Origin of the sequence: Rhodococcus chondri, from assembly GCF_036327435.1 — a bacterium.
GTDB lineage: Bacteria > Actinomycetota > Actinomycetes > Mycobacteriales > Mycobacteriaceae > Rhodococcus > Rhodococcus chondri.
This window is the reverse complement of the sequence record NZ_JAUZMZ010000085.1, coordinates 1-21,802: the sequence shown is the minus strand read 5'-3', so window position 1 is coordinate 21,802 and position 21,802 is coordinate 1. Positions and strand designations below refer to the sequence as shown.

19 protein-coding genes and 2 pseudogenes are annotated in these 21,802 nt (G+C 66.9%); 14 read left to right on the top strand and 7 right to left on the bottom strand.

The window, feature by feature from the left end; all coding sequences use genetic code 11:
- From Q8814_RS15490 to Q8814_RS15470, 5 genes and pseudogenes are all read left to right on the top strand, one after another.
- Positions 1–437, top strand: a pseudogene (locus tag Q8814_RS15490) (cell wall synthesis protein); the annotation flags it as partial.
- Between the two features lie 42 nt (positions 438–479).
- Positions 480–719, top strand: coding sequence for a hypothetical protein (locus tag Q8814_RS15485; protein ID WP_330152903.1), 240 nt, complete (start codon positions 480–482; stop codon positions 717–719).
- 281 nt (positions 720–1,000) lie between these two features.
- Positions 1,001–4,189: an isoleucine--tRNA ligase gene (gene ileS / locus Q8814_RS15480; protein ID WP_408015912.1), complete on the top strand. Its 3,189-nt coding sequence runs from the start codon at positions 1,001–1,003 to the stop codon at positions 4,187–4,189.
- Positions 4,190–4,220: 31 nt separating this feature from the next.
- Complete coding sequence (locus tag Q8814_RS15475) at positions 4,221–5,558, top strand: DNA polymerase IV (protein WP_330152902.1); 1,338 nt, start codon at positions 4,221–4,223, stop codon at positions 5,556–5,558.
- Positions 5,559–5,628: 70 nt separating this feature from the next.
- The gene (locus Q8814_RS15470) at positions 5,629–6,198 is read left to right on the top strand and encodes a hypothetical protein (RefSeq protein ID WP_408015911.1); all 570 of its coding nucleotides are present in this window, start codon (positions 5,629–5,631) and stop codon (positions 6,196–6,198) included.
- A gap of 100 nt (positions 6,199–6,298) precedes the next feature.
- On the opposite strand, the gene Q8814_RS15465 is transcribed toward Q8814_RS15470, so the two are convergent.
- Positions 6,299–7,255 (bottom strand): hypothetical protein, encoded by a 957-nt coding sequence (locus tag Q8814_RS15465; protein WP_330152901.1) that lies wholly within the window; start codon positions 7,253–7,255, stop codon positions 6,299–6,301.
- Positions 7,256–7,320: 65 nt separating this feature from the next.
- On the opposite strand from Q8814_RS15465, the gene lspA reads away from it, so the two are divergent.
- Genes lspA through dnaE form a run of 5 tightly spaced genes read left to right on the top strand, consistent with a single transcriptional unit; the run spans position 7,321 to position 14,119 of the window.
- Complete coding sequence (gene lspA, locus Q8814_RS15460; RefSeq protein ID WP_330152900.1) at positions 7,321–7,977, top strand: signal peptidase II; 657 nt, start codon at positions 7,321–7,323, stop codon at positions 7,975–7,977.
- A gap of 14 nt (positions 7,978–7,991) precedes the next feature.
- Positions 7,992–8,900 carry an RluA family pseudouridine synthase gene (locus Q8814_RS15455; protein WP_330152899.1) on the top strand — a complete coding sequence of 303 codons (909 nt, stop codon included), beginning with the start codon at positions 7,992–7,994 and terminating at the stop codon, positions 8,898–8,900.
- 12 nt (positions 8,901–8,912) lie between these two features.
- Positions 8,913–9,560 (top strand): hypothetical protein, encoded by a 648-nt coding sequence (locus tag Q8814_RS15450; protein WP_330152898.1) that lies wholly within the window; start codon positions 8,913–8,915, stop codon positions 9,558–9,560.
- Between the two features lie 51 nt (positions 9,561–9,611).
- Positions 9,612–10,544 carry an EamA family transporter RarD gene (gene rarD / locus Q8814_RS15445; protein WP_330152897.1) on the top strand — a complete coding sequence of 311 codons (933 nt, stop codon included), beginning with the start codon at positions 9,612–9,614 and terminating at the stop codon, positions 10,542–10,544.
- 38 nt (positions 10,545–10,582) lie between these two features.
- Complete coding sequence (gene dnaE, locus Q8814_RS15440) at positions 10,583–14,119, top strand: DNA polymerase III subunit alpha (protein WP_330152896.1); 3,537 nt, start codon at positions 10,583–10,585, stop codon at positions 14,117–14,119.
- Positions 14,120–14,129: 10 nt separating this feature from the next.
- Here the strand turns inward: dnaE and Q8814_RS15435 are convergent, their stop codons facing one another.
- Positions 14,130–14,360: a hypothetical protein gene (locus Q8814_RS15435; protein WP_330152895.1), complete on the bottom strand. Its 231-nt coding sequence runs from the start codon at positions 14,358–14,360 to the stop codon at positions 14,130–14,132.
- 161 nt (positions 14,361–14,521) lie between these two features.
- Between Q8814_RS15435 and ilvA the strand changes: the two genes are divergently transcribed.
- On the top strand, positions 14,522–15,877 hold the full coding sequence (ilvA, locus tag Q8814_RS15430) for a threonine ammonia-lyase IlvA (RefSeq protein WP_330152894.1): 1,356 nt from the start codon (positions 14,522–14,524) through the stop codon (positions 15,875–15,877).
- A gap of 67 nt (positions 15,878–15,944) precedes the next feature.
- On the opposite strand, the gene Q8814_RS15425 is transcribed toward ilvA, so the two are convergent.
- Together Q8814_RS15425 and treZ are read right to left on the bottom strand one after the other, a co-directional pair.
- Positions 15,945–16,229 (bottom strand): hypothetical protein, encoded by a 285-nt coding sequence (locus Q8814_RS15425; RefSeq protein ID WP_330152893.1) that lies wholly within the window; start codon positions 16,227–16,229, stop codon positions 15,945–15,947.
- A gap of 119 nt (positions 16,230–16,348) precedes the next feature.
- Positions 16,349–18,091 (bottom strand): malto-oligosyltrehalose trehalohydrolase, encoded by a 1,743-nt coding sequence (gene treZ / locus Q8814_RS15420; RefSeq protein WP_330152892.1) that lies wholly within the window; start codon positions 18,089–18,091, stop codon positions 16,349–16,351.
- Between the two features lie 89 nt (positions 18,092–18,180).
- On the opposite strand from treZ, the gene Q8814_RS15415 reads away from it, so the two are divergent.
- Positions 18,181–18,858, top strand: a complete 678-nt coding sequence (locus Q8814_RS15415; protein ID WP_330152891.1) for a helix-turn-helix domain-containing protein — start codon at positions 18,181–18,183, stop codon at positions 18,856–18,858.
- A 63-nt stretch (positions 18,859–18,921) separates the two neighbouring features.
- Here the strand turns inward: Q8814_RS15415 and Q8814_RS15410 are convergent, their stop codons facing one another.
- Complete coding sequence (locus Q8814_RS15410) at positions 18,922–19,239, bottom strand: YchJ family protein (protein ID WP_330152890.1); 318 nt, start codon at positions 19,237–19,239, stop codon at positions 18,922–18,924.
- A gap of 184 nt (positions 19,240–19,423) precedes the next feature.
- Here Q8814_RS15410 and Q8814_RS15405 point away from each other — a divergent pair, with 184 nt between their 5' ends.
- Positions 19,424–20,044, top strand: a complete 621-nt coding sequence (locus Q8814_RS15405) for an FHA domain-containing protein (RefSeq protein WP_330152889.1) — start codon at positions 19,424–19,426, stop codon at positions 20,042–20,044.
- Here the strand turns inward: Q8814_RS15405 and Q8814_RS15400 are convergent.
- Positions 20,041–20,967, bottom strand: coding sequence for an alpha/beta fold hydrolase (locus tag Q8814_RS15400; RefSeq protein WP_330152888.1), 927 nt, complete (start codon positions 20,965–20,967; stop codon positions 20,041–20,043). The genes Q8814_RS15405 and Q8814_RS15400 overlap by 4 nt on opposite strands.
- A 107-nt stretch (positions 20,968–21,074) precedes the next feature.
- Here Q8814_RS15400 and Q8814_RS15395 point away from each other — a divergent pair, with 107 nt between their 5' ends.
- Positions 21,075–21,548, top strand: a complete 474-nt coding sequence (locus Q8814_RS15395; protein WP_330152904.1) for a TIGR00725 family protein — start codon at positions 21,075–21,077, stop codon at positions 21,546–21,548.
- A gap of 78 nt (positions 21,549–21,626) precedes the next feature.
- Here the strand turns inward: Q8814_RS15395 and Q8814_RS15390 are convergent.
- A pseudogene (locus tag Q8814_RS15390) lies at positions 21,627–21,802 on the bottom strand (amidohydrolase family protein); the annotation flags it as partial.

Here is a 21,802-nt window from a genome sequence, read left to right as displayed (position 1 = left end):
AAGCGGAGGAGCTCGTGCGCAACGCCCGCACGAATTCCGAGCAGTTGGTCTCCGACGCGCGTACGCGCAGCGAGGCCATGATCGCCGACGCCCGCCAGAAGTCCGACGCGATGCTCGCCGACGCCCGGACCCGCTCCGAGACGCAGCTTCGCCAGGCCAAGGAGAAGGCCGACGCGCTGCAGGCCGACGCCGAGAAGAAGCACACCGAAATCATGGCGACCATCAACCAGCAGCGTTCGGTGCTCGAGGAGCGGATCGAGCGACTGAAGACCTTCGAGCGTGAGTACCGGGTTCGCCTCAAGTCCTACCTGGAATCGCAGCTCGAGGAACTCGAGCAGCGCGGCTCGGCTGTGCCCGTCGACAGCGGTCAGGATGCCTTCAACCAGTCGAATTCCACGTCGTTCGGCTCGTCGTCCTTCGCCAAGGGCAATAGCTGAACGAGGTCCGGCCTGGTTCCGCACCGCAGTTGAGGGGACGTCATGCTCGTCGCCACTCTGGTACTCGCAGCGATCGGATTCGGTCTTCTCGTCATCGCGCTGATGACCGGATCCGTGATCTGGGCGTGGGGTTGCATCGCGGTGTGTGTAGTGGGAGCGGTTCTGCTGCTCACCAGCGCTCTGGGAGGACGCACCGTCCCTGCGGACAGGAACACGGCCGCTGACCGGCGCCGGGAACGCTCGTCTCGGCCCGCCCGCGACGAGCACGATTCACGCGACTGAACATCGCTGCCTACAATGGGCAGTGCAAGTCAGAAACCTTCACCCCGCATCGCGGGGCGGCGCTGATCCGGCCATCACCGGGGAGCCTTCGGAAGAACGGTTGCTCCACACCTCCGGGGTGAGCGGCTCAGTAGAACCGAACGGGTGGGCCCGTCACAGCCCGAACGAGAGGCCCGTCCCGGTGTTCCGGGGCGGTGCAAGCGGGGTGGTACCGCGGTGACCGCGCAGCAGGCGTGGTGATCGTCCCCGTGCCGAGCACGACAGGCACGAGGAGCCACGCTGTGACCGACAATCACGCTGCAGCAGACCGCACCGCGGCATTCACGGACGAACCGGCGGCCGGAGGGTATCCGCTCGTCGATTACGGCATCGCGCGCGATTCGAGTGTCGACTTTCCGGAGATGGAAAACCGGGTGCTGGCCCGCTGGGCCGAGGACGACACTTTCCGCGCGTCGATCTCGAATCGCGAGGGCGCTGAAGAATTCGTGTTCTACGACGGCCCGCCGTTCGCGAACGGCCTACCGCACTACGGGCACCTGCTGACCGGGTACGTCAAGGACGTCATCCCACGTTTCCAGACCATGCTGGGCAAGAAGGTCGATCGGCGCTTCGGCTGGGACTGCCACGGGCTCCCTGCCGAACTGGAAGCCGAGAAGCAACTCGGCATCAAGGACAAGTCCGAGATCGACACGATGGGACTGGCCGAGTTCAACGCCTACTGCAAGCAGTCGGTGCTGCGATACACGGGAGAGTGGCGCGACTACGTCACCCGCCAGGCTCGTTGGGTGGACTTCGACAACGACTACAAGACCCTGGACCTGGACTTCATGGAGTCGGTCATGTGGGCGTTCAAGTCTCTCTACGACAAGGGACTGATCTACCAGGGCTTCCGGGTGCTGCCCTACAGCTGGTACGAGCAGACGCCGCTGTCGAACCAGGAGACCCGACTGGACGACGCGTACAAGATGCGGCAGGACCCGGCCGTCACCGTCGACATGGTGCTGCGGGCGCCCGGCAGCGAACTCGACGGTGCCAATGCCCTGATCTGGACCACCACGCCGTGGACGTTGCCGTCCAACCTGGCGATCGCGGTGCACCCCGATATCACCTATGTCGCCGTCCGGGTGGGGGAGGACGGTGGTGTGGACACAGGCGAGGCGAAGACGTACGTGCTCGCGAAGGATCGACTCGGCCACTACGCCCGCGAATTCGGCGACGAGCCGCGGATTCTCGGTGAGTATTCCGGCGCCGACCTCGTCGGCCTCGCCTACGAGCCCCCGTTCGACTTCTTCGTCGGGCGCGACAATGCTCATCAGGTCATCGCAGCCGACTACGTCACCACCGAGTCCGGCACCGGAATCGTCCACCTTGCACCGGCTTTCGGTGAAGAGGACATGGAGTACTGCCAGCGCAACGGAATCGAACTCGTGCAGCCGCTCGATCCGGGCGGCAAGTTCACCTCTCTGGTGCCGCCGTACGAGGGTCTGCAGGTCTTCGATGCGAACCCCGTCATCATCAAGGATCTCAAGGCCGGCGGGAAGCTGTTGCGCCACGAGACGATCGAGCACTCCTACCCGCACTCGTGGCGTTCCGGCCGGCCCCTGATCTACATGGCGGTGCCCTCGTGGTTCGTGGCGGTCACCCGGTTCCGCGACCGCATGGTCGAACTGAACCAGGACATCACGTGGGTGCCCGAGCACATCCGCGACGGGCAGTTCGGCAAGTGGCTCGAGGGCGCACGCGACTGGAACATCAGCCGTAATCGTTACTGGGGCAGCCCGATCCCGGTGTGGATCTCCGACGACCCCGAATATCCGCGGATCGACGTGTACGGCGGCCTCGACGATCTCGAACGCGATTTCGGGGTGCGTCCGGACGATCTGCACCGGCCGATGATCGACGAGCTCACCCGGCCGAACCCGGACGATCCCACGGGCAAATCGACGATGCGCCGAGTACCCGAAGTGCTCGACTGCTGGTTCGAATCGGGTTCGATGCCGTTCGCGCAGGTGCACTACCCGTTCGAAAACCGGGAATGGTTCGATACCCACTACCCGGGTGACTTCATTGTGGAGTACAACGGGCAGACCCGCGGCTGGTTCTACACCCTGCACGTGCTCGCGACCGCGCTGTTCGATCGACCGGCGTTCAAGACCGTCGCTGCCCACGGCATCGTCCTCGGCGAGGACGGGCTGAAGATGAGCAAGTCCAAGGGGAACTACCCAGACGTCAACGAGGTGTTCTCCCGCGACGGTTCCGACGCGATGCGGTGGTTCCTCATGTCGTCGCCGATCCTGCGGGGCGGAAACCTCGTCGTCACCGAACAGGGCATCCGTGAAGGTGTGCGCCAGGCGTTGCTGCCGCTGTGGAACGCGTGGAGCTTCCTGCAGCTGTACGCCTCGAAGCCGGGCTCGTGGCGTACCGACTCGACGCATGTGCTGGACCGATACATCCTCGCGAAGCTCGCCGCGACGCGGGACTCGATCACCGAGTCGCTCGAGATCGTCGACATCGCCGGCGCGTGCGACGAGGTCCGCACGTTCTGCGACGCGCTGACCAACTGGTACGTGCGCCGGTCCCGCAACCGGTTCTGGGACGAGGACTCCGATGCGATCGACACCTTGCACACGGTGCTCGAGGTCGTCACGCGGCTGGCTGCGCCGCTGCTGCCGCTGACATCGGAAGTGATCTGGCGCGGTTTGACCGGGGGCCGGTCCGTGCATCTGGCCGACTGGCCGGCCGCGTCGGAGTTGCCTGCAGACCCGGCGCTGGTGGCGGCGATGGACGAGGTGCGCGGGGTGTGCTCGACGGCCTTGTCGCTGCGTAAGGCCCAGCATCTCCGGGTGCGCTTGCCGCTGCCTCAGGTCACCGTCGCCACACCGGGATCGGCACACCTCGACCCGTTCGTCGATTTGATCAAGGACGAAGTCAATGTCAAGAAGGTGGTGACCACCGACGATGTGGAATCGCACGGGCGGTTCGAGGTCGTCGTCAACGCACGCGCCGCCGGCCCGCGCCTCGGCAAGGACGTGCAGAAGGTCATCAAGGCCGTCAAGTCCGGTGATTGGACCGAGAACGCGGACGGCACGGTGGTGGCAGCCGGAATCGCGCTGCTGCCCGAGGAATACGCCAGCCGACTCGTTGCGGCCGAACCCGAGTCGACGGCGGCTCTGCCCGGCGGCGCCGGGTTGGTGGTCCTCGACACGACCCTCACCGAGGAACTCGAGTCCGAGGGCTGGGCGAAGGACCGCGTCCGGGAACTGCAGGATGCGCGCCGCACGCTGGGGCTGGACGTCTCGGACCGCATCACGGTGCGCTTCGAGGTGCCGTCCGAGCGGGCGGAGTGGGCGGCTCGGCACCGCGAGTTGATCGCCGGGGAGATCCTGGCGACGACGTTCGAGCTGGCCCCGGCAGGGGCCGACGCCGTCGAGCTCGGTGAGGGGACTCGGGCTTCGATCGCCAGGGTGTGAGTGCGTCGGTGTGTGGTCCCCGGGTGGTGGGATGCCCACCACCGTGAGCCGGCGATGGGTTCTGCACCTGGACCTCGATGCGTTCTTCGCTTCCGCCGAGCAGCTGACCCGGCCGACCCTGCGGGGTCGGCCGGTGCTCGTGGGCGGTCTGGGCGCTCGCGGTGTGGTGGCGGGGGCGAGCTACGAGGCCCGCGTGTACGGGGCACGGTCGGCGATGCCGATGAGCCGGGCACGGCGTCTCGTCGGCGCGGGTGCGGTCGTGTTGCCGCCGCGTGGTGTCCTCTACCGCGAGTTGAGCACGGCGGTCTTCGACACCCTGCGGTCCCGGATTCCGATACTCGAAACCCTGTCGCTCGACGAGGCATTCGCCGAGCCCGTCGATCTTGTGGGCGCCACGGCCGACGAGGTCGAGCTGTACTGCGTGGAGTTGCGCGGACACGTGCGGGCCATGACCGGGCTCGTCGCGTCGATCGGGGCGGGATCGGGCAAGCAGATCGCCAAGATCGGCTCGGGCCTGGCGAAGCCGGACGGTCTGCTGGTCGTGCGTCCCGACGAGGAACGCGCGCTGCTCCAGGGCCTTCCCGTCCGGAAATTGTGGGGTATCGGCCCCGTCGCGGAAGACCGTCTCCGGCGTCTCGGGATCGAGACGATCGGTGACTTCGCTGCACTGCAGGTAGGGGAGGCGGCGTCCATCCTGGGCGCGACCGTCGGCCCGGGCCTGCACCGGCTCGCGAACGGGGTCGACGACCGGCCCGTGGCGGAACGCGCCGAGGCCAAGCAGGTGAGTGCCGAAACCACCTATGCCACCGATATCGTGACCATGCCCGGGCTTCGTCGCGCGGTCGCCGCGAGCGCGCTGGCCGCGCATACCCGGTTGCGCAAGGACGGCCGTGCCGCACGCACCGTGGTGCTGAAATTGCGCAGGGCCGACATGAGTGTGCTCACGCGCTCGTCGACCTTGCCGTACGCCACCGAGGATCTGCAGGTGCTCACTTCCGCCGCGCAGCGACTTGCCCTCGATCCGATGGAGGTCGGACCGATCCGCCTGGTCGGGGTCGGTCTGGCGGGACTGTCCGCCATTGCACAGGACACCTTGTTTCCCGAATTGGAGTGTGCCCCCGGCGATTCGCCGGAGGACGAGGAGTCCGACGACGCCGGCGCGGTGTCGGGGCGGCCCGAATCCGAGCGGTGGCATCCGGGGATGGATGTTTTCCACCCCGAGTACGGACACGGGTGGGTGCAGGGTGCGGGTCACCGAGTGGTCACCATCCGCTTCGAGACCCGCTCGACAGGTCCCGGGCCGGCGCGCACACTCGACGAAGCAGATCCGGGCCTCGTCGCCGCCGATCCGCTCGCGAGCTTGAACTGACACGCGTTCTCGAAGCGCTCATCGTGTTCTTACTACCGCCGGGTACTCTTGCGGACGATCCGCTGCCGCGGTGGACCATCCGCTGCTGGATGAACCCGAAGCACGCACGTCGTGCACGATCGAGAACAAGAAGGACGAGAAGTTGAAGCTTCGCAAGATCACCGTCGCCACGGTGGCACTCGCCACCGCCCTCACGATGTCCGCCTGCAGCTCGGACGACGGAGGTAGCTCGACCGAGACCACCGCGAAAACCACCACCGCGACCACCACGACCGAGGTCGCCGCGAACTACCCGCCGGTGCCGACCGTCGAGGAACTGCAGGGCATGCTGGACCGGGCTTTCGACGAGACCATCCCCGCGGAAGAGAAGACGAACCTCGTGCAGGGCGCCGAAGCCGATCCGACCCTGATTCCCCAGGTCGCCGCAGCTGCGAAGCAGGCCGGTGCGCAGGTCACCATCATCGACATCAACGACAACGAAGACGGCACCGCCACAGCGGGTATCGAGAACACGATCGGGGACCAGGTCGCCTCCGGAATCGTGAACTTCGTCGCCGAGGACGGCGTGTGGAAGCTGTCGAAGAACGATGCGTGCAACATCGTCAACTTGGCTCAGCTGCAGTCGCCCGCCTGCGCCTGATTCATTCGTTCGACCGAAACGGTGGCCGGTGCGAGATAATCGCACCGGCCACCGCTTGTTCCCACAGCTTCCTCGGCCACCGCGCAGCGACAGACGAGGTCTACGCGTCGGGTGTACTCCAGGCCACCCGATCGACCTGTGACTGTGCGAGCCGGGTCGAGCCGTCCGGATCGACGTAGGTCTGGTCACCGCTCACTGTGAACTCGCCCTCGATCGGCAGCGGCATGGCCGGGTCGACGATCATCGTGCCCTCACCCGCCATGGTGTAGTGCTCGATATCGAGATGACCCTGCCCGTTGGGGAGCACCCACGTCGGTTCCCGCGGAGTCTGCTCGAGCTTCACCTGCACCGTCAGCCGATCGTCTTCGTTCGAGACCAGCGTCGTGGTGCCGACCTGGTCGATCGTGATACCCGCGCTCATGACCTGCTGATGGAGCTGCCACACGGCCCCGACCCCGATCTCGCTGTCGGGGAAGGCCACCATTCGGTACACGGCCTGGTAGAACGACTGCTCGATCGCCGATCGGGTCACATTCGCGGCGTCGTCCGCCGGCTCGAGACGCAACGCACTGACCGCACCGTTCGGACCGATGGTCAGCCCCGCACCCGACCCTTCGGCGGCTGCGAACGACTCCTCGAGAGTCGGATCCGACGAGGACACGTCCCCCAGCACGAGGTCGACGAGGGTACTGGGCGTGGCGGGGGACACGGCCTGAGTGACGGTCGCGGTCAGCGGCAGCGTCAGCTCGGGTGTGGAGAAATCCTGGCGCGGCTGATCTCCGATCTGCTGGAACACCTCGGAACGGGTGGTGAGGATCACGCTCTGCTCGACCCCCGCCTCGGGCGTAAGCCGCCTCACGGCACGGGGTTCGGTTCCGGGGTCCAGGACCGTCGCGGTCACCGCCGATACCGGCACCGTCACCTCGGTCGACGTGGCGGCGGTGACGGCATCCGACCCGTCGGGCGACTGACCGCACCCGGCGACGAAGGCAGTCAGGGACAGGACGGCGACGAGGGCACACGGCCTCGGGCGGGTGAATCTGGACAGCACAGGCACCTCACCAGGGTAGCCACGACGGGAGGGGTGGCCGTCGAGTCGGCCGCGTAGGGGATGATGGCGAGGTGACCGATGATGCTTCCCAATCCGACCGCGCCCCTGATCCGGCGGCCCAGGTCCCGGTCGCGACGGCAGTGAACTCGCCGGCCGGCCGACGGTTGCGGTCCCTGCTTGCCGTCGCCTTTCTGATCTACGTGTTCGATCTCGCGACGAAGATCGTCGCGGTTCATTTCATCGACCCCGCCGATCCGATCTCCCTGATCGGCGACACCGTGACGCTGACGCTGGTCAGGAACCCGGGTGCCGCGTTCTCCATGGCCACCGGTATGACCTGGCTGCTGACGCTGGTGGCGATCGGTGTGGTCATCGGGGTGATCAAGATCGGCCGGACGCTGCGGTCGAAGTGGTGGGCGCTCGGGCTGGGCCTCGTGCTCGGCGGCGCGCTCGGCAACCTCACCGACCGCCTGTTCCGTTCTCCGGGCCCCCTGCAGGGCCACGTCGTGGACTTCGTCTCGGTCGGATGGTGGCCGGTGTTCAACGTCGCGGACTCGGCGATCGTGTGTGGCGCGATCCTGCTGGTCGCGCTGACCGTATTCGGGATCGAGCCGGACGGAACCGTCCACCGCGCTGGGAAGAACGGCGCCGGAATGGACACCACAGCGAAGAGCACCACAGCGAAGACCACCACCGCGGAGAACACCGGAAAGGAATCACGCCAGTGAGGGAAACCCGGGCGATGCCCGTACCCGACGGGCTCGACGGGATGCGTGTCGACGCGGGTCTCGCCCGCCTGCTCGGTCTGTCCCGGACCGTCGTCGCCACGCTCACCGAGGAGGGCGGGGTGGTTGTGGACGGCACACCCGTCGGTAAATCGGACCGGCTCTCCGCCGGGTCGTGGCTCGAAGTCGAGATACCGGAGCCACCCCGGCCGCTCACGATCGAAGCTCAGCCCGTGGAGGGCATGGAGATCCTGTACGCCGACGACGACATCGTGGCGGTCGACAAGCCGGTCGGTGTCGCGGCGCACGCCAGCGTCGGCTGGACCGGACCGACGGTGATCGGGGGACTGGCCGCCGCAGGCTTCCGCATCTCGACCTCGGGAGCTCACGAGCGGCAGGGCATCGTGCACCGGCTCGACGTCGGCACCTCGGGTGTCATGGTGGTGGCCACCTCCGAGCGGGCCTACACCATGCTCAAGCGGGCGTTCAAGCAGCGCACCGTCGACAAGCGCTACCACGCTCTCGTGCAGGGGCATCCGGACCCGAGCAGCGGCACCATCGACGCTCCCATCGGGCGGCATCGCAGCAGCGACTGGAAGTTCACGGTGACCGCGGACGGCAAGCCGAGCGTCACCCACTACGACACGGTCGAAGCGTTCCAGGCTGCAAGTCTTCTCGACATCCACCTCGAGACGGGTCGTACCCACCAGATCCGGGTGCATTTCTCGGCACTGCGGCATCCGTGCTGCGGTGACCTGACGTACGGCGCCGATCCCCGGCTCGCGGCCCGGCTCGGCCTGGAGCGGCAGTGGCTGCATGCCCGCTCACTCGGCTTTTCCCACCCCACTCGGGGCAACTGGGTCGAGATCACCAGCAAGTACCCCGCCGATCTCGAGCATGCCCTCGACGTGCTGCGCAACGCTTGAGCGAGGCCGACCATGAGGCGGATCCTTCCGTGGGCGGCGGTCGCGGTGCTGATGCTCGCCGTGGTCGTGGCCGGTGTGCTCAATCCGGTGCGGACCGCGTCGGTGCGGACCGATGCTCTCGGCCCCGACAACGGCGAGGCCGTCGTGGACTATCTCGGGCGTGCCCGGGCGAGCATCGACGACGCCGAGGACGAGACCGGGGCGCCGCGGTGGGCGCTGGTGTCGTTCGGCGAACCCGTCGATGTCGATGCGGTGGCGGAGTCCACCGGTGATCTCCGGGTCGCGCAGGTGCTGTTCCGCGCTCCGATCGACAGGGTGCAGACCCCACTGGTGCCGGTCGCGGTGTCCGCGCATCCCGAGGCGCTGCACCGCGCGCCGGCCGTCGCAGCCGCCCGGTTGTACACCCGGGCGTCGGGCACCGACCGTTCGGCCCGGATCGCGGCGGCGTCGGCGGATCGAATCACGACCGAATGTGCCTGTGTCGTCGGCGCGGTGATCCGCGGTACCCCGACGGAGCTGCGGAAGACAGCGGCCGACCCTCGCCTCCGGGCGGTGGAAGCGCTGCCGGCGGACGCGGTCGCGGGCCGGTTCTCGGTCACCCCGCTGCTCCCGGAACATGTCGAGACCGTGGCCCCGGGACCGGACGACGGTGAGCCGTGACCCCGTAGGCCCCCGTGAGCACCCGGTGCCCCGTCGGCCTACCGTTGAGCGGTGACCCGCAGCGCACCTCACGTGAACCCAGGACTGATCAGAACCGGTGTGCTGTGCGGTGTCGGCGCGTACGCGTCGTGGGGTCTGTTCCCCGCCTTCTTCGGTTTGCTGGCCCCGGCCGGTGCCGTGGAGATCCTGGCGCACCGGGTGCTGTGGACCCTGGTACTGATGCTCGTGGTGCTCGCGGTGGCGGGCCGGCTCGGGGCGCTGCGGGGGCTGGGGCCGCGCACGTGGGTGCTCGTGTCGTGCGCGTCCGCAGCGATCGCGGTCAACTGGGGTGTCTACATCTACGGCGTGGTGTCCGGGCGAGTCGTCGAGACCGCGCTGGGGTACTTCATCAACCCCCTGGTCAGCGTGTTGTTCGGTGTGCTGTTCTTCAGAGAGCGACTCCGCGTTGCCCAGGTCGTGGCGCTCGTGATCGCCGTGCTCGCGGTGGTGGTCATCACCGTCGACTACGGCAGGCCACCGCTGATCGCGCTGACCCTCGCGTTGTCGTTCGCCTTGTACGGGGTGGTCAAGAAGGTCGTGCCGCTCGATCCGCGCACTTCGTTGACGGGGGAGGGCATCGTGGCGGTGCCCTTCGCCGCCGGCTATCTGATCTTCCTGGCGGTTACGGGCACGGGGACGTTCACCGGTCACGGGACCGGGCACGCGCTGCTGCTGGTGTCCGCCGGGCTGGTGACCGCGATACCGCTGCTGCTCTTCGGAGCTGCCGCACAACGGGTCCCGCTGGCAACGTTGGGCATGCTGCAGTACCTGACCCCGAGCCTGCAGATGGCTTGGGGCGTGTTCATCCTGCACGAGGACATGCCGGCGTCGCGCTGGATCGGATTCGCGCTGATCTGGGTGGCTCTTGTGGTGTACAGCACGGACGCGTTGATCCGGGCCCGTCGCGGGCGCGCCGTGGTCACTCCGGTCGGTCCGTCGGCTTAGACTCGTCGGTGCCCACAGACATTCCGGGAGAGGCACGCGTGGCTGACTCGTTCGTTCATCTGCACAACCACACCGAGTATTCGATGCTCGACGGTGCGGCCAAACTCGGCCCGCTGTTCAAGGAAGCCGAACGGCTGGAGATGACGGCGGTCGGCATGACCGACCACGGAAACATGTACGGCGCCAGCGAGTTCTACAACTCCGCCACCAGTGCCGGCATCAAGCCGATCATCGGCATCGAAGCGTACGTCGCGCCCGAGTCCCGGTTCAGCACCAAACGTGTGCGCTGGGGCGACCCGAGTCAGAAGTCCGACGACGTGTCCGGCTCCGGCGCCTACACGCACATGACGATGGTCGCCGAGAATGCGACCGGCCTGCGCAACCTGTTCAAGCTGTCGTCGCTCGCGTCCATCGAGGGTCAGCTCGGCAAGTGGGCGCGGATGGACGAAGAGCTCATCGCGCATCATGCCGAGGGCATCATCGCGACCACCGGTTGCCCGTCCGGGGAGATTCAGACCAGGCTGCGTCTCGGCCACGAACGTGAAGCGCTCGAAGCTGCCGCGAAATGGCAGGAGATCTGGGGCAAGGACAACTTCTTCCTCGAGCTCATGGACCACGGCCTGTCGATCGAACGACGGGTGCGGGAGGGACTGCTCGACATCAGCCGCCGGCTCGGCATCCCGCCGCTGGCCACCAACGACTGCCACTACGTCACCAAGGACGCTGCGGAGAACCACGAAGCGCTGCTGTGCATCCAGACGGGTAAGACCCTGTCCGATCCCACACGCTTCAAATTCGACGGCGACGGCTACTACCTCAAGTCCGCGCAGGAGATGCGGGCGCTGTGGGACGACGAGGTGCCCGGTGCCTGCGACAACACGTTGCTGATCGCGGAGCGCGTGCAGTCCTACGAAGATGTGTGGACGCACCGCGACCGGATGCCGATCTTCCCGGTGCCCGAAGGGGAGACGCAAGCGAGCTGGCTGCGCCGGGAAGTGCTCACCGGCCTCGATCGCCGATTCCCGGGCGGTGCGCCGGAGGAGTACCTCGCGCGTGCCGAGTACGAGATCGGCGTCATCTGCGAGATGGGTTTTCCCGCATACTTCCTCGTCGTCGGCGACCTGATCAACCACGCCCGTGACGTCGGCATCCGGGTGGGTCCCGGACGTGGCTCGGCGGCCGGTTCGCTGGTCGCCTACGCGATGGGCATCACCAACATCGATCCGATTCCGCACGGTCTGCTGTTCGAGCGATTCCTCAATCCCGAACGCGTGTCGATGCCCGATATCGATATCGACTTCGACGATCGCCGTCGCGGTGAGATGGTGCGCTACGCGACCGAGAAGTGGGGCAGCGACAAGGTCGCCCAGGTCATCACGTTCGGCACCATCAAGACGAAGGCGGCGATCAAGGACTCGGCGCGCGTGCAGTTCGGTCAGCCCGGCTTCGCGATCGCCGACCAGATCACCAAGGCGTTGCCGCCGCCGATCATGGCCAAGGACATTTCGGTTTCCGGTATCACCGATCCCGGTCACGAACGGTACAAGGAAGCCACCGAGGTTCGTGCCCTCATCGAGTCGAACCCGGACGTCAAGAAGATCTACGACACCGCGCTCGGTCTCGAGGGCCTGATCCGCAACGCAGGCGTGCACGCGTGCGCGGTGATCATGTCGTCCGAGCCCCTGATGGACGCCATTCCGCTGTGGAAGCGGGCTCAGGACGGTGCCATCATCACCGGCTGGGACTACCCGTCGTGTGAGGCCATCGGACTGCTGAAGATGGACTTCCTGGGGTTGCGCAACCTCACCGTCATCGGCGACGCGATCGACAACATCAAGACCAACCGCGGCATCGATCTGGATCTGGATTCGCTGCCGCTCGACGACCCGGCGACGTACGAGTTGCTGGCGCGGGGCGACACGCTCGGCGTCTTCCAGCTCGACGGCGGGGCGATGCGAGATCTGCTGCGACGCATGCAGCCCACCGGTTTCGAAGACATCGTTGCCGTTCTCGCGTTGTACCGGCCGGGCCCGATGGGCATGAACGCCCACAACGACTACGCCGATCGCAAGAACGGCCGTCAGGAAGTCAAGCCGATCCACCCCGAGCTCGAAGAGCCACTCAAGGAGATCCTCGCCGACACCTACGGCCTGATCGTGTATCAGGAGCAGATCATGCAGATCGCTCAGAAGGTGGCGGGCTACTCGCTCGGACAGGCCGATATCCTGCGTCGCGCGATGGGTAAGAAGAAGCTCTCGGTGCTGGAGGAGGCCTACGCCGGGTTCCGTGAGGGCATGCTGAAGAACGAGTTCTCGGAGCCGGCGATCAAGGCGCTGTGGGACACCATTCTCCCGTTCGCCGGCTATGCGTTCAACAAATCGCACGCCGCCGGCTATGGTCTCGTCTCCTTCTGGACCGCGTACCTCAAGGCCAACTTTCCGGGCGAGTACATGGCGGGTCTGCTCACGTCCGTCGGCGACGACAAGGACAAGGCCGCGGTATATCTGTCCGACTGCCGCAAGATGGGCATCACCGTCCTGCCGCCGGACGTCAACGAGTCCTACACCAACTTCACCTCGGTCGGGGAGGACATCCGCTTCGGTCTCGGCGCGGTCCGCAACGTGGGCGCCAACGTGGTGACGTCGATCGTCAAGGGCCGGGAGGACAAGGGGCGATACGCCGATTTCTCCGACTATCTGAACAAGATCGATACGGTTGCGTGCACGAAGAAGGTCACCGAGTCGCTCGTCAAGGCCGGCGCCTTCGATTCGCTGGGCCATCCCCGCAAGGGCCTGATGCTGGTGCACGCGGACGCTATCGACGCAGTGATGAGCACCAAGAAGGCAGAGGCGATCGGGCAGTTCGACCTGTTCGGCGGCGCCGACGCGGACGAATCCATCTCGTCGGTGTTCGATGTCAAAGTGCCCGACGAGGAGTGGGACAGCAAACACCTGCTGGCGCTCGAACGGGAGATGCTCGGCCTGTACGTGTCCGGTCACCCGCTCAACGGTGTCGAGCACGTACTCGCCGCCCAAGCCGACACGCCGATCCCGGCGATCCTCGAGGGCAACATCAAGGACGGCACACAGGTCACCGTCGGCGGCATTCTGGCCTCGGTGAACCGCCGCATCAACAAGAACGGCCTGGCGTGGGCGTCCGCGCAGATCGAGGATCTCACCGGCGGGATCGAGGTGCTGTTCTTCCCGCAGTCCTACGCGGTGTACGGCATGGATGTGGTCGAGGACTCCGTCGTGCTGGTCAAGGCCCGCGTGTCGATCCGGGACGACCGGATCTCGCTGATCGCCAATGACCTGGCGGTGCCGGATCTATCGCAGGTGGGGGTGGCGAAGCCGGTGTCGGTGGCCATGCCGACCCGATTGTGCACTCCCGACAAGATCGGCGCTCTCAAGAACGTCCTGACGCGGCACCCCGGGACCGCAGATGTTCATGTGCGATTGATCACGGGCAGCAAGGTCACGATCCTCAAACTCGACGACAGCTTCCGTGTCGAACCGTCGTCGGCGCTCATGGGCGACCTCAAGGCGCTGCTCGGCCCGAGTTGCCTCGCGACCTGAGCGCCAGGGGTTACGGCAGCGATCGGCGATAGTGCAGCAAGCGGATCCACCATGTGACAGTGGTGACGGTTGCTGCGACGAGAACCGCGCTCTGTGTATCCCCGGTGGCAACGAAAACGGCTGCGAGAACAACGAATCCGAGGACCATTGCCTCGAGCTTGTACAGCGGCCACGACGTGCCTGCGATATCGACGCCGGGGACCCGTGGGCCCGGACGCGTCGGCGAATCGAGGGCGGTCATCGCGTTCTCCTCTCCCCTCGGGTGCAGCAACGACCTTCAGGGTACGCGCATCGAAGTGTTCGGGTCTCCGAACTTCCGGGTTTGTCGCGGCTGCCCACGTCCGGCCTGGACGGACGGGGCCCGCCTTGGTCCGGCGGTCGAGGCAGTGGCAGCATTGACGGGTGACCTCCACCTCGCACGCAGCCGACTCGATCCGTGAAACCGCCATACCCACTGCGGCCGACATCGATGCAGCTGCCGAGCGAATTGCCCCCGCGGTCTCGCCGACACCTCTCGAATACAGCGCCCGCCTCTCGGCGCTGACAGGTGCCGATGTGTACCTCAAGCGCGAAGACCTCACCCGCGTCCGGTCGTTCAAGCTGCGCGGAGCCTACAACGCGATGGCCCAGCTCGACGACGGCGAGCGCGCGGTGGGCGTCGTGACCGCGAGTGCGGGAAACCATGCTCAGGGCGTGGCGTACGCATGCCGGGCCATGGGTATCTCCGGCCGGATCTACGTCCCGACACGCACCCCGAAGCAGAAACGGGATCGCATCCGCGTGCACGGCGGCGCCTACGTGGAGTTGATCGCCGGGGGGGACTCGTTCGACGCGGCGGCGGCAGCCGCCGCCGAGGACGTCGCCCGCACCGGCGCAACCATCATTCCCCCGTTCGACGATGTCCGGACCGCAGCCGGACAGGGCACCATCGCCCGGGAAATCCTTGCCGAACTCCCCGGCGACCTGGATCTGCTCGTCGTGCCGGTCGGAGGTGGCGGTCTCATCGCCGTCCTGGCCGCGTACCTCGGCGATCGGTCGCCTCACACCTCGATCGTCGGCGTCGAACCGGCGGGCGCGGCGTCGATGACCGCCGCGCTGGTTGCCGGTGGCCCCGTGACACTGCCGGAGGTCGAGCCCTTCGTCGACGGCGCGGCGGTCAAGAGGATCGGAGACCTTCCGTACGCGGTGGTCTCGCAGCTCGGGGCCGAGGTCGTCTCGCACTCGAGTCTGCCGCTGGTATCCACCCTCCGGCAGGAGGGATTGGGCAAGGCGCCCTTCGGGATGACGCAGATCGACGAGGGCGCACTGTGCACCGTGATGCTCGATCTGTATCAGAACGAGGGCATCATCGCCGAGCCGGCCGGAGCACTCTCGGTGGCCGCCCTCGAGACGCTGACGGTGCAGCCCGGAGCGACCGTCGTGTGCCTGATCTCCGGAGGCAACAACGACGTGTCCCGGTACGGCGAGATCATCGAGCGCTCACTCGTGCACCGGGGTCTGAAGCACTATTTTCTCGTCGACTTCCCCCAGGAACCCGGCGCGTTGCGCGGATTCCTGAACGAAGTCCTCGGACCCGACGACGACATCACGTTGTTCGAGTACGTCAAGCGCAACAATCGTGAGACGGGGGCCGCGCTGGTCGGCATCGAACTCGGTGCGGCAGACGGTCTTTCACCCTTGCTCAACAGGATGGACGCATCGCGGATCGAGGCGCAGCGCCTCGAGCCGGGATCCCCGGCCTACCGCTACCTCACCTAGCGCAGGCCGGGATCACCGGGCCCGAGGCCGGATTCGGGGAGAGTGTTGTTCGGGTCGGTCGAACGGTTTACCAGGGCATGCACATCAGCCACGGTCCGAGCCAGAAGCAGTCGGACCGCCAGTTGTAGTCCCAGCGATCGTAATCCTTGTGGCCGCGATCGTTACGCCAGTGGTTGTTGCGGTCACCGTGGTTGTGGCGGTCTCCGTCGTGATGCTTGTCGTGATGGTTGTGGTTGACCGCGGCCACCGGGGGCGAGGAGTCGGTCGACGGGGTCGCCGTGGCCACTCCCACAGGAGCAAATACAAGGGCGGTGGTGAGGAATGTGCTCGCCAGGGCTGTCTTGATTTTCATGACGATTCACCTCGAGAATTCGGATTCACCTCGAGAATTTCGACGGCATATACGACGGTACTCGGGTGATCGAAGCTCGATCAATGGGATTATCCGGACCGTTGCAGACGATTTCGTGCTCACCGCGTAGGTGACGGAGCTTCGAGGACGACGAACGAATGTCCGGGCACGAGTACCGCCGATTCGGTGCGGTTGACGACAGGCTCGTCCCACCAGAGCACCGCCCGCCCGCCGGCCGGCACGGTGACCGGATCAGGACCGAGATTGCACACCACCCGGAGCGCACCGCGGGATACGACGATCCACTGTTCCTCCTCGTCGTAGCTGACCTGCGCGTGTTCGAGCCAGGGATCGGTGAGTTCGACCCGGGCACGACGCAGCGCGATCAGGTCCCGGTAGCAGCGAAGCAACCGGGCGTGGTCGGGCGCAGAACGCTCCCGCCACTCGAGCTTGGACCGGTGAAACGTTTCGGGATGCTGGGGATCGGGGACGTCCTCGGTGTTCCAGCCGTGCTGACCGAACTCGCGCCGGCGTCCTTCGACGACGGCGGCGGCGAGTTCCGGTTCGGGGTGGGACGTGAAATACCGGAACGGGGTACTCGCACCCCACTCTTCACCCATGAAGAGCATCGGCGTGTAGGGAGAGGTCAGTACCAGCGCGGCCTTGACGCCGAGCTGCCCGTGGTCGAGGTAGATCCCGGGACGGTCACCGAGCGCCCGATTGCCCACCTGGTCGTGGGTACAGGTATAGGCCAGTAGCGAACTCGCGGGGATGCGCCGCACATCGAGTGGACGCCCGTGCATGCGGCCGCGGAAGGTCGAGTAGGTCCCGGCATGGAAGAAACCGTGCCCGAGAGTGTGTGCCAAAGTTTCGAGCGAGCCGAAATCACCGTAGTAGCCTTGTCGTTCGCCGGAGACCGCGGCGTGGATGGCGTGGTGGACGTCGTCGTCCCACTGCGCCTGTAGCCCGTAACCTCCGGCCGACCGCGGCGTGATCATCCGTGGATCGTTCAGATCGCTTTCGGCGATCAGGCTCAGCGGGCGACCGAGATGCGCCGAGAGCCTGAACGTTTCGACCGCGAGTTCCTCGAGCAGATGGATAGCGGTGTGATCCACGAGGGCATGAACTGCGTCGAGTCGCAGGGCGTCGATGTGAAAGTCGCGCAGCCACCGCAGGGCGTTCTCGATGATGTAGCGCCGGACTTCGCTGGATCCGGCCCCGTCGAGATTCACCGAGTCGCCCCAGATGCCCGGACCGGACGAAAGATACGGGCCGAAACGGTCGAGGTAGTTGCCGGACGGTCCGAGATGGTTGTAGACGACGTCGAGGACGACACCGAGTCCGCGCGTGTGCGCGGCGTCGACGAAACGCTGAAGGGCATCGGGTCCGCCGTACGGTTCGTGCACCGCGTACCACAGCACCCCGTCGTACCCCCAGCCGTGAACGCCGTTGAACGCGTTGACCGGCATGAGTTCGACGAATCCGACTCCGAGCTCGACGAGGTCGTCGAGTCTGCCGATCGCCGCGTCGAGGGTGCCGTCCTCGGTGAACGTGCCGATGTGCAACTCGTAGACGACGTTCCCGGCGAGTTGTCGGCCGGTCCATGCCGTGTCCGTCCACGCAGTGGGATCGACGGCGTGCAGCTGCGAAGGCCCGTGCACTCCGTCCGGCTGGCGCGGCGATCGCGGATCCGGCAGCACGGTCTCGTCCTTGTCGAGGACGAAGCCGTAGCGCGCGGTGGGGGAGGCGTCGACCTCCGCGCGCCACCACCCGCGGTCGTCGCGCTCCATCGGGTGGAGCGCACCGTCCACGTGGAGTCGGACGGAGGAGGGGAGCGGGGCCCAGACTTCGAAGATGCGCACCAGAACAGCATGCCCGGTCGTGGCGATGCGCGCAGGGTCCGGAAATCAGCTGCATCAGGGCTGCACTCGATACTGCTAGGCTGAATTCGATGTCCGATCGCGTCAGGAGAACTTACAGCTCGCCTCTGCGAGAAGAGGCCGCTCGCCGGACGCGCGTCACGATCCGAGATGCGGCCGCACGCCTGTTCGTTCGCAACGGATACGTGAGCACCACCGTGAAGCAGATCGCGGAAGAAGCCGGTGTCGCAATCCGGACGGTTTTCACTGCATTTCCCGGCGGCAAGGCCGAACTGTTCCGCGACGCCCTCGACGAGGCGGTGGCCGGCGTCGCCGACGCGGATGCCGGCGGCGAGTCTGCGGTCGCGCAGACCGATGGGCCCGCCACCGATCGCCGGGCCGTCGGACACCCCCGCGGAACGGACGCGGACCTGATCGTCGAGCAAGTGGTCGGTTACGGCGCAGCCATGCTCGAGCGTGCCGGGGACCTGTTGATGACGTCGGTCGAATCCGCCGGCGCCGACCTCGATATGCGCCGCTTCGCGGAGGACGATGCCCGCGCGACCGCCGTGAATGCCCGCACCATCGCCGAGGGACTGCACCGTAGCGGCTGGCTACGCGACGGCGTGGACGTCGACCACGCGGCCGACGTGCTGTACACGCTGAGCTCGCCCCAGGTGCATGCGCTGCTGCGGCGCGACTGCGGGTGGGAGGTCGACCGGTATCGCACCTGGCTCGCCGAGACGCTCCGGGCCACTCTGCTGCGCTGAAATCCGGGTGTGCCGACACCTTCAGTGCCGACTCCGTGTGACTGCTGTCCGGTCCCGTGCGGATCAGTCCATCGCGTCGAGGTAGAGCCAGCGACCTTCCTCCCGGACGAATCTGCTGTGCTCGTGCAACACGTCGGGCTGGTTGCGGTGAACGGAATGTGCCCGGAACTCCACCGTGGCCTCGGTGTGCAGGAAGCCGCCGCCCGTCGTGCGCATGATGTCCAGGCCGGTCCACCGCCGATCGGTATCGAGCTCGAGCCGGGCCGGGCGGGTCGAGGGATGCCACGTCCGGCGCAGATAGTCGACGTCTCCGACCGCGAACGCGGTGTACCGCGAGCGCATCAGCTGTTCGGCACTCGGCGCCGGTCGACCGGCCAGCATCGGTCCGCAACATTCGCGGAGAGGGAGACCGCGACCGCACGGGCACGGCGAATCCGGAGAGACAGGGACACGGGCACGACGTCGGCTCACCCGCTCATTATCGTCGGACACCTCCCGGCGACCGCAGCCCCTTGCCGACGTCGCGACGGGAGCGCACGATAAGTCCAGTGCCCTGGAGGTCGTAGTGAACATTGTTGCCGAGACGCGCTTGATCCACATCGATGAGCAGGGACGACAGCACAGCTTCGTGTTGTCGCCGGACACTCCGCGCGTGACCATCGGCCGCGCCGTCGAAGCAGACGTATCGTTTCCCGGCGACGATGAGGTGTCCCGTCTGCACGCGGTTGTCGAATGGCTGGGGACGCACTGGACCATCGTCGACGACGGACTCTCCCGCAACGGCACTTTCGTCAACGGAGAGCGCATCACCGGGCGCCGCCGGCTCCGGGAGGGGGACAGCATCCGTATCGGCCCGAAACGGTTGAAATTCCAGGAGATGGGGGCGGGTCCGGACGAGGTGACCCGGCTTGCCTCCGAGCTGCCTACGGTGCGATCCCTCACCGACACGCAGCGACGAATCCTGCGTGCCCTGTGTCGTCCCTACAAGCACGGCGCGGCGTTCGCTACCCCGGCGTCGAATCAGGAGATCGCGTCCGAACTGTTCCTCAGTGTCGATGCCGTGAAGACTCACCTGCGGGCACTCTTCACGAAGTTCGGGGTCGAGGATCTGCCGCAGAATCAGAAACGCGTGCGGCTGGCCGAACTCGCGATGCACAGCGGCGTCATCACCGAACGCGAACTCTAGAGCAATTCCAGGGCAGCCGTGCACAGGCGGCCCAGGGCCGTAGCGACCTCCGCCGGGCGCTCCACGATCACCGAGTGACCCGCGTCGTCCACGCGCACCAGTTCGGCCAGCGGAAGACGTGCGGCCAGGCCGGTCGACAGTTCGAACGGCGTCCACTCGTCGTGGGAACCGCACAGCACCAGCGCCGGAACGGAAGCCAGCACGGTCAATGCCGCGGCTTCGTCGAGCGCCGCGAAGGATCGTAGGAAGCCGGCCATCGTGACCACCGACGTGTCGCTGCGGAGCAGTGCGAGCAGTCCCGGTAACCACCACTCACCCTGCCCCCGCTTCCCTGCGCGACGCGGTACTGCCCGTGCCAGCGGCAACACGGTTCGTCCACCGAACCGGACCGCGCGCTGGGTGAGGCGAGGTGCTCGGGACACAGCCCGGCGGAACAACTCCACCGCCGGGCTGTGCAGGTACCGCCCGAGCCCGGAACGGACGAGATCGTCAGCAGCCGTGGCGATCAGCGCAACCCCCACCACGCGGGACCCGACGTCGGCCGGATGCTGCCGCGCGTACGACAGGATCGCCATGCCGCCCATCGAATGCCCGATGAGCACCACCGGACCGCGCGTGACCGCGTCGAGTACGGCCGCCAGGTCGCGGCCGACCTGATCCACCGTGTACGTCTCGGCCGGTGCGCCACCGGACCTGCCGTGGCCGCGATGATCGAAGAACACCATCCGTACGGGGCTACCGGTTGTGGGCGGCAAGGCGTCGCGCAGAGTCGTCCAGACCCCGGTGTCATGGCAGTGACCGTGGACGAACACGAGAGTGAGCGGCGCAGTGGCCGGTCCCACCTCCAGCACCGCCAGCGGGACACCGTCGTCCGCGTGCACGGTGGTGCCCCGGAGGGGTCGCGCGCTGCCGGTCGTGGTCATGCACTGAGCATCCGTGCCCCAGGGCTCCGGCACGACCCGCCCCGGTGGTCGAAGCACAAACCGGAGATAGGGCTGAATCCAACCCTGGGGTGGTGGACAATCCCGTTATGCACACGCAGCGTTACGTCGGGGTGGTCGGTCCTGGTGAAGCCACCCCCGAGCAGCGGCGGATCGCCCGGCAGGTGGGCGGGCTGCTCGCCGGTCGCCGGGCCGTGGTCGTCACAGGCGGACTCGGAGGCGTCATGGCGGCGGCGTCGCGCGGTGCGATCGAAGCGGGCGGAACGACACTCGGGTTGTTACCGGGTGACGACCGCGACAGCGGGAACCCATATCTGACGGTGGCGATACCGACGGGTTTGGGGGAGATGCGCAATGCCCTGCTCGTGCGTAGCAGCGACGCGCTGATCGTGGTCGGGGGCAGCTGGGGGACGATGAGCGAGGTCGCTCTGGCCGTTCGGGTCGGTGTGCCGGTGGTCGCGATCGGGGGATGGAAGATGCCCGCCGGTGGCGTGCTCGATGTCGAGTCCCCCGCCGAAGCCGTCGAGTGCCTGCACGCGCTGCTCTGGCGCACGGCCACCTAGCGCGACGCCCACCTCGCCGGAGATCGGGGCCGTTGCCCGGAGATCCGGCGGGGTGGGCGCGAGAGGTCGGCGCGAGCGTCAGGATTTGGCGAGTTCGTAACGCCGCCGGTACTCGGTCTTGGAGGTTTCGCTGATGTCGACATCGGCCGCCTTGGCGCGCAGCGCACCCACGGTGGCCTGCTCGCGCGGGATGTGCGCGAAAGGATCCCAGCCGAAGAAGCGAGAGGCGTTCTCGAAGGTGATCTTGTCGATCT